Origin of the sequence: Ramlibacter sp. (assembly GCF_013697775.1) — a bacterium.
GTDB lineage: Bacteria > Pseudomonadota > Gammaproteobacteria > Burkholderiales > Burkholderiaceae_C > Ramlibacter.
This window is the reverse complement of record NZ_JACCWG010000035.1, coordinates 1-15,573: the sequence shown is the minus strand read 5'-3', so window position 1 is coordinate 15,573 and position 15,573 is coordinate 1. Positions and strand designations below refer to the sequence as shown.

At 67.1% G+C, this 15,573-nt stretch carries 14 protein-coding genes and 2 pseudogenes; 5 read left to right on the top strand and 11 right to left on the bottom strand.

Going from position 1 to position 15,573, the window contains the following annotated elements:
* The 3 genes and pseudogenes from H0U68_RS01950 to leuB form a co-directional block, all read right to left on the bottom strand.
* Positions 1-558, bottom strand: a pseudogene (locus H0U68_RS01950) (fimbrial protein FimV); the annotation flags it as partial.
* A 198-nt stretch (positions 559-756) separates the two neighbouring features.
* Positions 757-1,905 (bottom strand): aspartate-semialdehyde dehydrogenase, encoded by a 1,149-nt coding sequence (gene asd, locus H0U68_RS01945; protein ID WP_296352478.1) that lies wholly within the window; start codon positions 1,903-1,905, stop codon positions 757-759.
* 78 nt (positions 1,906-1,983) lie between these two features.
* Complete coding sequence (gene leuB / locus H0U68_RS01940) at positions 1,984-3,081, bottom strand: 3-isopropylmalate dehydrogenase (protein WP_296352477.1); 1,098 nt, start codon at positions 3,079-3,081, stop codon at positions 1,984-1,986.
* 236 nt (positions 3,082-3,317) lie between these two features.
* On the opposite strand from leuB, the gene H0U68_RS01935 reads away from it, so the two are divergent.
* Complete coding sequence (locus tag H0U68_RS01935; RefSeq protein WP_296352476.1) at positions 3,318-3,812, top strand: BON domain-containing protein; 495 nt, start codon at positions 3,318-3,320, stop codon at positions 3,810-3,812.
* A gap of 11 nt (positions 3,813-3,823) precedes the next feature.
* Here H0U68_RS01935 and gltA read toward each other — a convergent pair whose 3' ends face one another.
* The 7 genes from gltA to H0U68_RS01900 all read right to left on the bottom strand — a co-directional run bounded on the left by gltA (position 3,824) and on the right by H0U68_RS01900 (position 9,750).
* The gene (gene gltA / locus H0U68_RS01930) at positions 3,824-5,134 is read right to left on the bottom strand and encodes a citrate synthase (protein WP_296352475.1); all 1,311 of its coding nucleotides are present in this window, start codon (positions 5,132-5,134) and stop codon (positions 3,824-3,826) included.
* 19 nt (positions 5,135-5,153) lie between these two features.
* A complete protein-coding gene (locus H0U68_RS01925; RefSeq protein ID WP_296352474.1) occupies positions 5,154-5,450 on the bottom strand; it encodes a succinate dehydrogenase assembly factor 2 in 297 nt (98 codons plus the stop codon).
* An 8-nt stretch (positions 5,451-5,458) separates the two neighbouring features.
* On the bottom strand, positions 5,459-6,166 hold the full coding sequence (locus H0U68_RS01920) for a succinate dehydrogenase iron-sulfur subunit (protein ID WP_296352473.1): 708 nt from the start codon (positions 6,164-6,166) through the stop codon (positions 5,459-5,461).
* A 34-nt stretch (positions 6,167-6,200) separates the two neighbouring features.
* Positions 6,201-8,009, bottom strand: coding sequence for a succinate dehydrogenase flavoprotein subunit (gene sdhA, locus H0U68_RS01915; RefSeq protein ID WP_296352472.1), 1,809 nt, complete (start codon positions 8,007-8,009; stop codon positions 6,201-6,203).
* A 2-nt stretch (positions 8,010-8,011) separates the two neighbouring features.
* A complete protein-coding gene (sdhD, locus tag H0U68_RS01910) occupies positions 8,012-8,377 on the bottom strand; it encodes a succinate dehydrogenase, hydrophobic membrane anchor protein (protein WP_296352471.1) in 366 nt (121 codons plus the stop codon).
* Positions 8,378-8,398: 21 nt separating this feature from the next.
* On the bottom strand, positions 8,399-8,830 hold the full coding sequence (gene sdhC / locus H0U68_RS01905; protein WP_296352470.1) for a succinate dehydrogenase, cytochrome b556 subunit: 432 nt from the start codon (positions 8,828-8,830) through the stop codon (positions 8,399-8,401).
* A gap of 125 nt (positions 8,831-8,955) precedes the next feature.
* A complete protein-coding gene (locus H0U68_RS01900) occupies positions 8,956-9,750 on the bottom strand; it encodes a GntR family transcriptional regulator (RefSeq protein WP_296352469.1) in 795 nt (264 codons plus the stop codon).
* Between the two features lie 175 nt (positions 9,751-9,925).
* Here H0U68_RS01900 and H0U68_RS01895 point away from each other — a divergent pair, with 175 nt between their 5' ends.
* Genes H0U68_RS01895 through acnB form a run of 4 tightly spaced genes read left to right on the top strand, consistent with a single transcriptional unit; the run spans position 9,926 to position 15,145 of the window.
* Positions 9,926-10,912 (top strand): malate dehydrogenase, encoded by a 987-nt coding sequence (locus H0U68_RS01895; RefSeq protein WP_296352468.1) that lies wholly within the window; start codon positions 9,926-9,928, stop codon positions 10,910-10,912.
* Positions 10,912-11,901, top strand: a complete 990-nt coding sequence (locus H0U68_RS01890) for an aldolase/citrate lyase family protein (RefSeq protein WP_296352467.1) — start codon at positions 10,912-10,914, stop codon at positions 11,899-11,901. The genes H0U68_RS01895 and H0U68_RS01890 overlap by 1 nt, the downstream gene beginning before the upstream one ends.
* 29 nt (positions 11,902-11,930) lie before the next feature.
* The gene (locus H0U68_RS01885) at positions 11,931-12,503 is read left to right on the top strand and encodes a hypothetical protein (RefSeq protein WP_296352466.1); all 573 of its coding nucleotides are present in this window, start codon (positions 11,931-11,933) and stop codon (positions 12,501-12,503) included.
* Between the two features lie 47 nt (positions 12,504-12,550).
* On the top strand, positions 12,551-15,145 hold the full coding sequence (acnB, locus tag H0U68_RS01880) for a bifunctional aconitate hydratase 2/2-methylisocitrate dehydratase (protein ID WP_296352465.1): 2,595 nt from the start codon (positions 12,551-12,553) through the stop codon (positions 15,143-15,145).
* Between the two features lie 64 nt (positions 15,146-15,209).
* Here the strand turns inward: acnB and H0U68_RS01875 are convergent.
* A pseudogene (locus H0U68_RS01875) lies at positions 15,210-15,573 on the bottom strand (hypothetical protein); the annotation flags it as partial.

Here is a 15,573-nt window from a genome sequence, read left to right as displayed (position 1 = left end):
CGCGGGGCGCGGTGCCTGGGCCGACGGTTGGGCTGGCTGGGTGCGCTGCTGCTGGGCCGGTGCCGGCGCGACCTGGGCCGCGATGGGCGCCTGCGGCTGGCGCAGGTTGGGCGGGTCGAACAGCATCGTGTAGTCGCGCACGATGCGCCCCGAGCCCCAGGTGGTTTCCAGGATCAGGTCGACGAACGGGTCGTTGATGGCCCGGTCGCTCGTCAGCTGCAGGAAGTAGCGGCCGTCGGGCCGGCGCTGCAGGGTGATCGTGGCGCTGCTCAGCGCCGTGTTGTATTCGACACCGGCGGCACGGAAAGCGTCCGGCGCCGCGACGTTGACGCGAAGGCTCGCGACTTCGTCGGGATTGATGTCCGGAACATCGATCTGGACGCGCAGCGGTTCGCCGAGCGCCGATTGCACCGTGATGCGGCCGAGCGCAAGGGCTTGCGCATCCGTGGTTGCAAAACCGAACGCAAGAGCGGCCGCAAGGGCCAAAGCGGACAGGCGACCCTGCGGTTTGCTCATCGGTTGAGGTGCCCCCACTGCTCGTTCCAGAGGCAGTTTCATTCTGTTCATGCAGCCCATCGCCTGAAGGCTAAAATCGAAAAAGGACCATAGCATCAATGTTTTAGACTGACAAGCTGAGACAGCTTTTAAGTTCAGCCATGGCCTCTTGCAATGCAATGCATGGGCTTCACGTTGCAGTGCGACAACGGCCTGTAACGGGTCGATACAGGCCGCATCCAAGCACATCAATAACGGCGTTCAGGCATCCAGCAGGATGCGCAGCATGCGGCGCAACGGCTCGGCCGCACCCCACAGCAACTGGTCGCCGACGGTGAAGACGCCCAGGTACTCCGGACCCATCGCCAGCTTGCGGATGCGGCCGACCGGGATCTCCAGCGTGCCGGTGACGGCCACCGGCGTCAGGTCGCGCAGGCTGGCTTCGCGGGTGTTGGGGACCACCTTCACCCATTCGCTGTCGGCCGCCAGCATGGCTTCCACGTCGGCCAGCGGCACGTCTTTCTTGAGCTTGAAGGTCAGTGCCTGGCTGTGGCAGCGCATGGAACCCACCCGCACGCAGAACCCGTCCACCGGGACCGCGGGCGCATCGAACCCGGGGCCCTGGCCGAGGATCTTGTTGGTTTCGGCGCCGCCCTTCAATTCCTCGCGGCTGACGCCGCCGCCCAGGTCCTTGTCGATCCAGGGAATGAGGGAGCCGCCCAGCGGCACGCCGCCGTGCTCGGTTTCCGAGCCGTTCATGCCATGCTGGCGCGCCAGCACCTTGCGGTCGATTTCCAGGATGGCCGACTTCGGATCGTTCAGCAGCTCCCGCACGTCGGCGTGGATGGAGCCGAACTGGGTCAGCAGCTCGCGCATGAGCTGCGCGCCGCCGCCGGACGCCGCCTGGTAAGTCATGCTGGTCATCCACTCGACCAGCCCGGCCTTGTACAGCGCTCCCACGCCCATCAGCATGCAGCTGACGGTGCAGTTGCCGCCGATCCAGTTGCGCGCGCCCTTGGCCAGCGCGTTCCTGATCACGGGCATGTTCACCGGGTCGAGGATGATGATGGCGTCGTCCTTCATGCGCAGCGTGGACGCCGCGTCGATCCAGTGGCCGGTCCAGCCGGCCGCGCGCAGCTTGGGGAACACCTCGGTGGTGTAGTCGCCGCCCTGCGCGGTGATGACGATGTCGCACCTCTTCAGCGCCTCGATGTCGAAGGCGTCCTTCAGCACGGTTTCGTTCTTCGCCTGCGCCGGGGCGGTGCCGCCCGCGTTGGAGGTGGAGAAGAACAGCGGCTCGATCAGGGCGAAGTCGCCTTCGGCCTGCATGCGGTCCATGAGGACCGAGCCGACCATGCCGCGCCAGCCGACCAGGCCGACCAGCGGTTGTTGTGCTTTGGAGAGTGTCATCGTCGTCGCCCTTTCAGTGTGGATCCTGGGTCCCCGGCTCGTCTGAGGCCGGGGAGGGCGCGCGACGAACCGGAGCTGCTAGCTCTTGGTGGTTTTCTTGGTGATCGTCGCGAGCGCGGCCACGACGGCGTCGCCCATCTGGGCGGTGCCGACCTTCGTGGTGCCTTCGGAATGGATGTCCGCCGTGCGCAGGCCCTGCGCCAGCACGTGCTGGACCGCGGACTCGATCTGGTCGGCGGCTTGCGGTTGGTTGAGGGAGTAGCGGAGCATCATGGCGGCTGAGAGGATTGTAGCCAATGGATTGGCGATTCCCTTGCCGGCAATGTCAGGAGCGCTGCCGTGGGACGGCTCGTACAGTCCCTGGTTGCCGGCGTTCAGGCTGGCCGAAGGCAGCATGCCGATGGAGCCGGCGAGCACCGACGCCTCGTCCGACAGGATGTCGCCGAACATGTTGCCGGTGACGATCACGTCGAACTGCTTGGGCGCGCGGGCCAGCTGCATGGCCGCGTTGTCCACGTACATGTGCTCCAGCGCCACGTCGGGATACTGCGCGCCGACCTCGGTCATGACCTCGCGCCAGAAGTGGAAGGTGTCCAGCACGTTGGCCTTGTCCACGCTGGTCACGCGCTTGCTGCGCTTGCGCGCCGCCTGGAAGGCGACGTGGCCAATGCGCTCGATCTCCGGGCGCGTGTAGCGCATGGTGTCGAACGCCTCTTCGGCGCCGGCGAACATACCATCCGGAGCGGTGCGGCGGCCGCGCGGCTGGCCGAAGTAGATGTCGCCGGTCAACTCGCGCAGGATGAGGATGTCCAGCCCGGCCACCAGCTCGGGCTTGAGGCTGGAAGCATGGGTGAGCTGCTCGTAGCAGATGGCCGGGCGCAGGTTGGCGAACAACTCCATCTTTTTGCGCAGCTGCAGCAGGCCCTGCTCGGGGCGCAGGTGGCGCTCCAGCGCGTCGTACTTCGGGCCGCCGACCGAGCCGAACAGGATCGCGTCGGATTCCTTGGCGAGCTTGAGCGTGCCGTCGGGCAGCGGATGGCCGTGCGCGTCGTAGCCGGCGCCGCCGACCAGTGCGTGCTCCATCTCGAAGCGGAGGTCGAGAGCCTGGAGCACCTTGACGGCCTCCGCGACGATCTCGGGGCCAATGCCGTCGCCGGGCATCACTGCGATTTTCATGGGAGCTTTCCTGGAAGAGAGTGCTAGCGTACGGCTGCGCCGGGGCGTGCCCGTCGCGATTCGAGAAGGTGGAGCACTGGGGTTGCGGGGGGCCGGCACCGGCTTGACGACGGATGAGATCGCTGGATTTTAACGGCCGGCAGTAGGGCCGCTTATAGCCCCTGAGCTTCGGCTTTCGCAGTTGACAAGCCCGCATCGCGGCGGCAATCATCCTTGCCCATCGGGAGAGCAAATCGATGAAGCGCGTCATGTTGATCGCCGGCCTGGCCACTGCCTTCTGCGCAGCAGCCGTTGCCCAGGACAAGAAAAACTTTTTCCAGGACCCGTTCCTGCGGGTCACCTCGGCCATTCCCAACTGCCCCATGCCCGAGCCGCCGGGCATGACCGAGCAGGAGCTGCGCGAAGCCGCCCACGTGCGCGCACAGGCCGGCGTGAGCTGCCACACTTCGGGCCGCTGCCGGCTGGCGAACTCCTATCTCTACGACAAGGAAATCGCGCCGCGCATGGTGCAGTTCATCCAGCGCGACGGCCACTATGACGACACCAGCCTGTGGGTCCTGGTGGAGCGCCGCTACGTGTACCTGAAGGGTTGCGTGAAAAGCCCCGAGCAGTCCGCGGCGCTCGAGCGGGCCGCGGGCACGGTGGACGACGTGATGGGCGTGGTCAATGAGCTCAGCGTCGGCACGCAGGAGAAGCCGCGCTACGCGGTTGCCCCGCCCGCCAAGAAATAGCGGGCGTTTCTTCAGCGCTGGTCGATCGCCTTGACTTCGCGGCGCACCGAGCCGGTGAACAGCTGGCGCGGGCGGCCGATCTTGTACTCGGGGTCGCCGATCATCTCGTTGAGCTGCGCGATCCAGCCGACCGTGCGGGCCAGTGCGAAGATCGCGGTGAACAGCGACACCGGAATGCCGATGGCGCGCTGCACGATGCCCGAGTAGAAGTCCACGTTCGGGTAGAGCTTGCGCGACACGAAGTACTCGTCTTCCAGCGCCACTTTTTCCAGCGCCATGGCCAGCTTGAACAGCGGATCGTTTTGCAGGCCGAGCTCGCCCAGCACCTCGTAGCAGGTCTCGCGCATCAGCTTGGCGCGCGGGTCGTAGTTCTTGTAGACGCGGTGGCCGAAGCCCATCAGCTTGATGCCGGAGTTCTTGTCCTTCACCTTGGCCACGAACTCGCCGATCTTGGCCACGCCGCCCATGCGCTGGATGTCTTCCAGCATGTTGAGCGCGGCCTCGTTGGCGCCGCCGTGCGCCGGGCCCCAGAGGCAGGCCACGCCGGCGGCGATGGCGGCGAACGGGTTGGTGCCCGAGGAGCCGCACAGGCGCACCGTGGAGGTGGAGGCGTTCTGTTCATGGTCGGCATGCAGGATGAAGATGCGGTCCATGGCGCGCACCAGCACGTCGTTGGACTTGTACTCCTCACACGGCGTGGCGAACATCATGCGCATGAAGTTCGCGGTGTACGACAGCGAGTTCTGCGGATAGATGTACGGCTGGCCGGCGGCGTACTTGAACGCCATGGCCACCAGGGTCGGCATCTTGGCGATCAGGCGGATCGCGGAGATTTCGCGGTGCTCGGGATTGTTGATGTCGGTGCTGTCGTGATAGAAGGCCGACAGCGCGCCCACCAGGCCGGTCATCACCGCCATCGGATGGGCGTCGCGGCGAAAGCCGCGCAGGAAGAACTGCATCTGCTCGTGGACCATGGTGTGGTTGGTCACGCGGGCGACGAAGTCCTCCTTCTGGGTGGCGTTGGGCAGTTCGCCGTACAGCAGCAGGTAGCAGGTTTCCAGGAAGTCGCACTGCGTTGCCAGCTGCTCGATGGGGTAGCCGCGGTACAGCAGCTCGCCCTTGTCGCCGTCGATGTAGGTGATCGAAGACTGGCAGGCCGCCGTGGACATGAAGCCCGGGTCGTAGGTGAACATCCCCGTCTGCGCATAGAGCTTGCGGATGTCGATGACGTCCGGGCCGATGTTGCCTTGGTAGATAGGCAGCTCGACGCCCGGGCTGCCGTTGCTGAAGGACAGGGTGGCTTTGTTGTCGGCGAGTTTCATGGTTTTTCCTGCTACTGTGTCATTGTCCTACTGCAGCGGGCCGCTGTGGCGGGCGCAGCATGTCCAGCACCTGGCGCGTGCCCTCGCTCAGCGGCGCGTCGAGCTCGTCCTTGCGCCGCAGCAGCAAGTCGAGCAGGTCGTTGTCCCCGAGCTCCATCAGTTCGCCCAGCCCGTTGCCTTGCCCGACCGTGAGCGTGTCGCTGTATCGGGCGAAGAAGCGCTCGATCAGCAGGTCGTTCTCCAGCAGGCCGCGCCGGCAGCGCCACCTCAGCTTGGAAAGCGCGCGTTCGTCCAGCGGTGCGTGGGCGTCGGGCATCGGGATCATCAGATCGCGCGGCGGACCATCAATTCCTTGATCTTGCCGATCGCCATGGTCGGGTTGAGCCCCTTCGGGCACACGTCGACGCAGTTCATGATGGTGTGGCAGCGGAACAGGCGGTACGGGTCTTCCAGGTTGTCCAGGCGCTCGTTGGTGGCCTGGTCGCGGCTGTCGGCGATGAAGCGGTAGGCCTGCAGCAGCCCGGCCGGGCCGACGAACTTGTCGGGGTTCCACCAGAAGCTGGGGCAGCTGGTCGAGCAGCTCGCGCACAGGATGCATTCGTACAGGCCGTTGAGCTCTTCGCGCTCCTCGGGCGACTGCAGGCGCTCGCGGTCCGGCGGGATATCGTCGTTGACCAGGTAGGGCTTGATCGAGTTGTACTGCTTGAAGAACTGCGTCATGTCCACGATCAGGTCGCGGATCACGGGCAGGCCGGGCAGCGGCTTGAGCACGATGGGCTTGTCGCCCAGCTGCCGCAGGTTGGTCAGGCACGCCAGGCCGTTCTTGCCGTTGATGTTCATCGCGTCGGAGCCGCACACGCCTTCGCGGCAGGAGCGGCGGAACGACAGCGTCGGGTCCTGCGCCTTGAGCTTCATCAGGGCGTCGAGCAGCATGCGCTCGTTGCCCTCCAGCTCGATCTGCACCGTCTGCATGTACGGCTTGGCGTCCTTGTCCGGGTCGTAGCGGTAAATCTGGAACGTGCGCATTTGCATGGTGTTGTCCGGGTTCTGTGTGTTCGGGGTCGCGTCAGAAGGTGCGCACCTTGGGCGGCACCGAGTCCACCGACAGGGGCTTGAGCTTGACGGCCTTGTAGTCGAGGCGGCTGCCCTCGCTGTACCACAGCGAGTGCTTCATCCAGTTGGCGTCGTCGCGGCCGAGCGGGGCCGTCGGGTGGTCGGCCGGATGCTCGTAGTCGCTGACGGTGTGGGCGCCGCGGCATTCCCTGCGCGCGGCCGCCGAGACGATGGTGGCCTGCGCGGCCTCGATCAGGTTCTCGACTTCCAGCGCTTCCACGCGGGCGGTGTTGAACACGCGCGACTTGTCCTTCAGGCCCAGCGCGTTTACCCGCTCGCGGATGGCGGCGATCTTCTGCACGCCCTCGTCCATGCTCTTTTGCGTGCGGAACACGCCGGCGTGCAGCTGCATGCTGGCGCGGATGTCGTTGGCCACGTCCTGCGCGTATTCGCCGGAGGTGGTGTCCTCCAGCCGGTTCAGGCGCTCCAGCGTGCGCTCGGCCGCGTCGGCCGGCAGCGGCTTGTGCGACTTGCTGCGGCTGGCGAACTCCACGATGTGGTTGCCCGCCGCCTTGCCGAACACCAGCAGGTCCAGCAGCGAGTTGGTGCCCAGGCGGTTGGCGCCGTGCACGCTCACGCAGGAGCATTCGCCCACCGCGTACAGGCCGTTCACCACGGCGTTGTCGTCGCCGCCCTTCTGGATCACCACCTGGCCGTGGATGCTGGTCGGGATGCCGCCCATCTGGTAATGGATGGTCGGCACCACCGGGATCGGCTCCTTGGTGATGTCGACGTTGGCGAAGTTGATGCCGATCTCGTACACCGAGGGCAGCCGCTTCATGATGTCCTTGACGCCGATGTGCGTCATGTCCAGCAGGATGTAGTCCTTGTTGGGCCCGCAGCCGCGGCCTTCCTTGATCTCCTGGTCCATCGAGCGCGAGACGAAGTCGCGCGGCGCAAGGTCCTTCAGGGTGGGCGCGTAGCGCTCCATGAAGCGCTCGCCGTCGGAGTTGCGCAGGATCGCGCCTTCGCCGCGGCAGCCTTCGGTGAGCAGCACGCCCGCGCCGGCTACGCCGGTGGGGTGGAACTGCCAGAACTCCATGTCTTCCAGCGGGATGCCGGCGCGCGCCGCCATGCCCAGGCCGTCGCCGGTGTTGATGAAGGCGTTGGTGGAGGCGGCATAGATGCGCCCGGCGCCGCCGGTGGCCAGCAGCACGGTCTTGGCGTGCAGCACGTGCAGGTCGCCGGTCTCCATCTCCAGCGCGGTCACGCCGACCACGTCGCCCTCGGCGTCGCGCACCAGGTCCAGCGCCATCCACTCCACGAAGAAGCTGGTGCGCGCCTTCACGTTCTGCTGGTACAGCGTGTGCAGCATGGCGTGGCCGGTGCGGTCGGCCGCGGCGCAGGCGCGCTGCACCGGCTTTTCGCCATAGTTGGCGGTGTGCCCGCCGAACGGGCGCTGGTAGATGGTGCCGTCGGGGTTGCGGTCGAACGGCATGCCGAAGTGCTCGAGCTCGTAGACCACCTTGGGCGCTTCGCGGCACATGAACTCGATGGCGTCCTGGTCGCCCAGCCAGTCGGAGCCCTTGACGGTGTCGTAGAAGTGGTAGTGCCAGTTGTCTTCCGACATGTTGCCCAGCGACGCGCCGATGCCGCCCTGCGCGGCCACCGTGTGCGAGCGGGTGGGGAACACCTTGGACAGTACGGCCACGTTCAGGCCGGCCAGCGACAGCTGCAGCGCGGCGCGCATGCCCGAGCCGCCCGCGCCGACGATCACCACGTCGAACTTGCGGGTGGAAATTTCCTTGGCGGTATAGGCCATGCTCACACCCTCCACAGCACTTGGATGGCCCAGCCGGCGCAGCCGACCAGCCAGACGATGACGACGACCTGCAGCGCCAGGCGCACGCCCACCGGCTTCACGTAGTCCATCAACACGTCGCGCATGCCGACCCACACGTGGTACAGCAGGCCCACGATGGTGGCGAAGGTGAGCGCCTTCATCGGCTGGTTGGCGAAGGTGCCGGCCCACTTGTCGTAGCCGATCGGGCCCTTGGTGAAGATCACGCGCGCCAGCACCACCAGGGTGAACAGCGCCATCAGCACCGCGGTGACGCGCTGGGCGAGCCAGTCGCGCGTGCCGTAGTGGGCGCCCACGACAGTGCGCCGCGAGCCGTAATTGACTGCCATGTTCTGGGACTCCTCGTCGTTTTAGTAAAGGCCGAACAGCTTGGCGCCCAGCACCACCGTCAGCACCACGCTGGCGATGAGGGTGAACTTGGCCGAGCTGTCGCCGAAGGACTTGCTCACCGCCTTGTGGCTCAGGTCCATCCACAGGTGGCGGATGCCCGCGATGAAATGGTGCAGGTAGGCCCAGATGAGGGCCAGCGCCACCAGCTTGACGAACCAGCCGGGGAACACGCCCAGGCTGCCGTTGAAGGCGGCGCGAAAGCGCGCAAACGAGTATTCCGAGGAGATCGAGGTGTCGAACATCCAGATGATGAACGGCAGCAGCAGGAACATCAGCACGCCGCTGATGCGGTGCAGGATGGACACCCAGCCCGGTGCCGGGAGACGGTAGGTGGGCAGGTCCCGGAACGCGTGGATGTTGCGGAATTCGGGCCGGGGGCGGGCTACGGTCATGGCGACGTTTCTTTCGGGGTAGAGGCGCGAGGGGAAAACCGGCGGACAGCCCAAAATTCTATTGCAATGCAACAACCTGGCACAAAGCCGCCAGCCATGTCCCCCAAGTCGGTTCTCCGGTCCATTCAGTTCAGCTCGTTGCGGTAGTGGTGCGCATCGGTACGGTATAGCCCACGGCGCAGCTCCATCGGTACGTCGTTGTACGTATACGCAAGCCGCTCCACGCTCAGCAGCGGTGTCCCGGGCGCGACCTGCAGCAGCGGCGCCTGCGCGTCGTCGGCGGCCACGGCGCGGATCTTTTCCTCGGCGCGCACCATGCGCACGCCGAACTCGAGTTCGAACATCGCATAGGTCGGGCCGTGGTAGCCGGCCATCTGTTCGACCGTGAGGCCCTTGAACGCATTGCCCGGCAGCCACAGGTCTTCCAGGATGGTGGGCACGCCGTCGAATGCAAGGGTGCGGCGCACCTGCGCCACGGCGTCGCCGGTGCGCAGCGCCAGCGAGCGGGCGATTTCCGCGCTGGCGCGCACGCGCTTGCATTCCAGCACGTGGCGCTGCGCCGGGCCTTCGGTGTCGCGGTCGCCGCTGTCGGGCACCAGCTTGAGGAAGCGGTACTGCACCTGCTGCTCGGCATGGGTGGCCACGAAGGTGCCCTTGCCCTGGCGGCGCACCACCAGGTTCTCGGCGGCCAGCTCGTCGATGGCCTTGCGCACCGTGCCCTGGCTCACGCGAAAGCGCGCCGCCAGTTCCATCTCGCTGGGAATGGCCTCGCCGGGCTTCCATTCGCCGGCCTGCAGGCTGTGCAGGATCAGCCCCTTGATCTGCTGGTACAGCGGGCTGAAAGCCGGTGTTCCAAGCGCCGCCCCCTCGGCGGAAGCGCCGCCCGGAGGGTCGCCGGCGGAGAAGGGGGATGTGGCCATGGGGTCCTTGGAATTGCCTCAAATCATATCTTATATAAGACATAAGACAAATTGACCCCAGCGGGTCATCACGGGTAAACTTGCGGGCTGGACACAGCAGGCGGCTCGTCCGTTCGCGCGCCGGCCCCGCACCTTCCGCACTCCCGTTTCGCAAACCCTTTCCTCGGAGATTTCCATGAGCAAGAAACCCGTCCGCGTCGCCGTCACCGGCGCCGCCGGCCAGATCGGCTACGCCCTGCTGTTCCGCATCGCTTCGGGCGAAATGCTCGGCAAGGACCAGCCGGTGATCCTGCAGCTGCTCGAAGTGCCGGTCGAGGGCCCGCAGAAGGCGCTCAAGGGCGTGATGATGGAACTGGAAGACTGCGCCTTCCCGCTGCTGGCCGGCATGGAAGCGCACAGCGACCCGATGACGGCTTTCAAGGACACCGACTACGCGCTGCTGGTCGGCTCGATGCCGCGCAAGGCGGGCATGGAACGCGCCGAGCTGCTGTCGATCAACGGCAAGATCTTCATCGGCCAGGGCCAGGCACTGGACAAGGTGGCGTCGCGCAACGTCAAGGTGCTGGTGGTCGGCAACCCGGCCAACACCAACGCCTACATCGCCATGAAGAGCGCGCCCAGCCTGCCGCGCAAGAACTTCACCGCCATGCTGCGCCTGGACCACAACCGCGCGCTGTCGCAGGTGGCCGCCAAGACCGGCACCGCAGTGAAGGACATCGAGAAGATGGCGGTGTGGGGCAACCATTCGCCCAGCATGTACGCCGACTACCGCTTCGCAAGCGTGAACGGCAAGGCAGTCAAGGACCTGATCAACGACCAGGAGTGGAACGCCAACACCTTCCTGCCCACCGTGGGCAAGCGCGGCGCCGCCATCATCGAGGCGCGCGGCCTGTCGTCGGCCGCTTCGGCCGCCAACGCCGCCATCGACCACATGCGCGACTGGGCGCTGGGCACCAACGGCAAGTGGGTCACCATGGGCATCCCGTCGGACGGCCAGTACGGCATTCCCAAGGACACCATGTTCGGCTTCCCGGTGACCACCGAGAACGGCGAGTACAGGGTCGTCGAAGGCCTGGACATCGACGCCTTCTCGCAGGAACGCATCAACATCACGCTCAAGGAACTGCAGGACGAGCAGCAGGGCGTTTCCCACCTGCTGTGATGCCGCACCCGCGCGACATCCTCCTTGGCGCGCAGGCGCGCACCGGCAGCCTGCCGGTGTGCGACCACTACAGCGGCGTGGAGGCGCGCATGCGCAAGAGCCTGCAGCTGCAGGCCGAGATGGCGCGGGAGTTCGGCGCGGTGGTGTTCGACGTCACGCTCGACTGCGAGGACGGCGCGCCGGTGGGCGGCGAGGCGGAGCACGCCGCGCTGGTCACCGAGCTCGCGCTGGCCGCCGCGCCGGATGCGCGCGTCGCGGTGCGCGTGCACGCGGTCGACCACCCGTCGTTCCAGAGCGACGTGGCGGCCATCGCCGGCAAGGCCGGCCACCGCCTCGCGCACATCATGGTTCCGAAGGTGGAGTCGCCGCGCGACGTGGAGCGCGCGGCTGCGGCGCTGGACGCCGCCGGTGCCGCGCAGCTGCCGCTGCAGGTGCTGATCGAGTCGCCTGCGGCGGTGCACCGCGCCTTCGACATCGCGGCGCACCCGCGCGTGCAGTCGCTCAGCTTCGGGCTGATGGATTTCGTCTCGGCCCACGGCGGCGCCATTCTGGCCGACGCCATGGGCATCGAAGGCCAGTTCACGCATCCGCTGGTGGTGCGCGCCAAGCTGGCCATCGCGTCGGCCTGCCACGCGCACGGCAAGGTGCCCTCGCACAGCGTCATCACCGAATTCAAGGATGCCGAGGCGCTCAAGCGCGCCGCGCGCCGCGCCGCGCGCGAGTTCGGTTTCACGCGCATGTGGAGCATCCACCCCGACCAGATCCGGCCGGTTCTGGAAGCCCTGGCGCCGAGCGACCAGGACATCGAGACCGCCGCGCGGATCATCATCGCCGCCGAGCGCGCCCAGTGGGCGCCGATCAGCTTCGGCGGCAAGCTGGAGGACCGGGCGAGCTACCGCTACCACTGGCAGGTGCTGGAGAGAGGGCACCAGACCGGAAGGAAGCTTCCCGACGACGTGCAGGGCTGGTTCGCCGGCCCGCAGCGCTGAACAACACAACCCAAGTGACCAACAACCGAATGAAACTTCTTCTCGCCACCTGCCTGATCGCCCTTGCGCCCGCACTGGCTCTGGCCCAGACCACTCCCGCGGCCAAGCCGTCGGCCAAGGCTGCCCCCAAGCCCAAGGCCGCCAAGCCCGTGCCGGCGAAGAAAGCGCTGTCCGCCGGCGCGCGCCAGGCGATCGAGGAAGCCACGCCCATCGAGGAGCCGGACCCCAGCATCAAGCTGAACGAGGCCGACCTGGCGACGGCCAAGCGCGTCTACACCGGCGAAATCCCGTGCGAGCTGGGCGCCAACGTGAAAGTCACCCCGTTGCGGCGCGACGGCTTCTTCCTGGTGGTCAACCGCCTGAACCGCTTCGTGATGCACCCGGTGGAAAGCCGCACCGGCGCGATCCGCCTGGAGGACCCGGCGCGCGGCGCCATGTGGCTGCAGCTGGGCAACAAGTCCATGCTGATGAGCCAAAAGCAGGGCCAGCGCCTGGCCGACGAGTGCCAGAGCCCCGAGCAGTCCGCCTTCGCCGACAACCTGAAGAAGAACCCGATGCCCAGCATCCTGGAGCCCGCGCCCGCGAAGCCGGCTTCCAACTGAGGCACGCACGCATTTGAACGAGCCACGCACCGAACGGAGATCACACCATGCTGCAAGCCTATCTTGAACACGTCGCCGAGCGCGCGGCGCTGGGCATTCCGCCCCTGCCGCTGAACGCGCAGCAGACCGCCGAGCTGATCGACTTGATCAAGGCCTCGCCGGCCGCGGAAGAAACCGGGTTTGTCGAGATGCTCGCGCAGCGCGTGCCGCCCGGAGTGGACGACGCCGCCAAGGTGAAGGCCTCCTTCCTGGCCGCGGTGGCGCACGGCGACCTGCAGGTCAACGCGATCTCCAGGGCGCGCGCCACCGAGCTGCTGGGCACCATGGTGGGCGGCTACAACGTCAAGCCGCTGATCGACCTGCTGGACGACGCGGAAGTGGCGTCCGTGGCGGCCGCCGGCCTGAAGAAGACGCTGCTGATGTTCGACTTCTTCCACGACGTGGCGCACAAGGCCAAGGCCGAGAACGCCTTCGCCAAGGAAGTGATCCAGAGCTGGGCCGACGCCGAGTGGTTCACCAGCCGCACCGAAGTGCCGCAGAAGATCACCGTCACCGTGTTCAAGGTGCCCGGGGAAACCAACACCGACGACCTGTCGCCCGCGCCCGACGCGTGGAGCCGCCCCGACATCCCGCTGCACACGCTGGCGATGCTGAAGAACACGCGGGTAGGCGCCGCCTTCGTGCCCGAGGAAGACGGCAAGCGCGGCCCGATGAAGTTCGTCGAGGAGCTCAAGCAAAAGGGCCACCAGGTCGCCTACGTGGGCGACGTGGTGGGCACCGGGTCGTCGCGCAAGTCGGCCACCAACAGCGTGATCTGGGCCACCGGCCAGGACATTCCGTTCGTGCCGAACAAGCGCTTCGGCGGCGTCACACTGGGCGGCAAGATCGCCCCCATCTTCTTCAACACGCAGGAAGACTCCGGCGCGCTGCCGATCGAGGTCGACGTGTCCAAGCTGGAGATGGGCGACGTGATCGACGTCCATCCCTACGAAGGCACGATCGAGAAGGGCGGCCAGGTGGTGGTGCGCTTCTCGCTCAAGAACGACGTGCTGCTCGACGAGGTGCGCGCCGGCGGCCGCATCAACCTGATCATTGGCCGCTCGCTTACCGCCAAGGCGCGTGAATTCCTGGGCCTGCCGGCGTCCACCACGTTCCGCTTGCCCAAGCCGCCGGTGGACAGCGGCAAGGGCTTCACCGTGGCGCAGAAGATGGTCGGCCGCGCCTGCGGCATGCCCGAAGGCAAGGGCATCCGCCCCGGCACCTACTGCGAGCCGCGCATGACCACCGTCGGCAGCCAGGACACCACCGGCCCGATGACGCGCGACGAGCTGAAGGACCTGGCCTGCCTGGGCTTCTCGGCGGACCTGGTGATGCAGTCGTTCTGCCACACCGCCGCCTACCCGAAGCCGGTGGACGTGAAGACCCACCGCGACCTGCCGGCCTTCGTCAGCAGCCGCGGCGGCGTGTCGCTGCGCCCCGGCGACGGCGTGATCCATTCCTGGCTGAACCGCCTGCTGCTGCCCGACACGGTGGGCACCGGCGGCGACAGCCACACGCGCTTTCCCATCGGCATCAGCTTCCCGGCCGGCTCCGGCCTGGTGGCGTTCGCCGCGGCCACCGGCGTGATGCCGCTGGACATGCCCGAGTCGGTGTTGGTGCGCTTCAAGGGCGAGATACAGCCCGGCATCACGCTGCGCGACCTGGTGCACGCGATTCCCTACTACGCCATGAAGCAGGGCCTGCTCACGGTGGCCAAGCAGAACAAGCAGAACGTGTTCTCCGGCCGCATCCTGGAAATCGAAGGGCTGCCCGACCTGAAGGTGGAACAGGCGTTCGAGCTGTCCGACGCGTCGGCCGAACGCTCGGCCGCCGGCTGCACGGTGAAGCTGAACAAGGAGCCGATCCTCGAGTACCTGGCCAGCAACGTGGTGCTGATGAAGAACATGATCGCCCAGGGCTATGCGGACAAGCGCACGCTGCAGCGGCGCATCGAGGCGGTGCAGGCGTGGATCGCCAACCCGCAGCTGATGGAAGGCGATGCCGACGCCGAGTACGCCGCCGTGATCGAGATCGACCTGGCGGGCATCACCGAGCCGCTGCTGTGCTGCCCGAACGACCCGGACGACGTGAAGCCGCTGTCGCAGGTGCAGGACACGAAGATCGACGAGGTGTTCATCGGCTCGTGCATGACCAACATCGGCCACTTCCGCGCGGCCTCGGCGCTGCTGGAAGGCAAGCGCGACATCCCGGTGAAGCTGTGGGTGGCGCCGCCGACCAAGATGGACGCCGCGGAGCTGACCAAGGAAGGCCACTACGGCGTGTTCGGCGCGGCGGGCGCACGCACCGAGATGCCCGGCTGCAGCCTGTGCATGGGCAACCAGGCGCAGGTGCGCGAAGGCGCGACGGTGGTGTCCACCAGCACGCGCAACTTCCCCAACCGGCTGGGCAAGAACACCAACGTGTACCTGGCCTCGGCGGAGCTGGCGGCCATCGCCTCCAAGCTGGGTCGCATTCCGCGCGTGGAGGAATACCACGCCGACATGGGCGTCATCAACAAGGACGCGGACCGCGTGTACCGCTACATGAACTTCGACCAGATCGAGGAATACGCGGAAGCCGCGAAGGACGTCGTGGCGGCCTGATCGTTTCGACGGAACGAAAAAGGGGCGGCCCGCGGGCCGCCCCTTTTTCTTTTCGCAACCGCTCTTAGTTTCGGTCGGCCTTCACCCGGCGCACAGCGCGCTTCGCGGGCGCAGCGCCCATGGCCGTGGTATTGCTGGGGGACACCGCGCTCGGCGCGACTGCCACCGCAGCGGGAGCCGCGACGGAGCCCGAGGACACCACCGAGGCCTGCGGCGTCGCCGGAGCCGGGGTCACCGCCACCGCGTTCTCGACGGGCGCACCGCGGACCGGGCCGATCACCGCAATGCCGCCGACCGCACCGCCCACGCTGGGGCCGTTGCCGGCACCCTTGTCGTTGCCGACCGTGCCCACGCCAACCGCGACGCCGGTGCCGCCGCCCACAGTGCCGCCACCACCAACGGTGCCGCCGCCGCCCACAGTGCCGCCG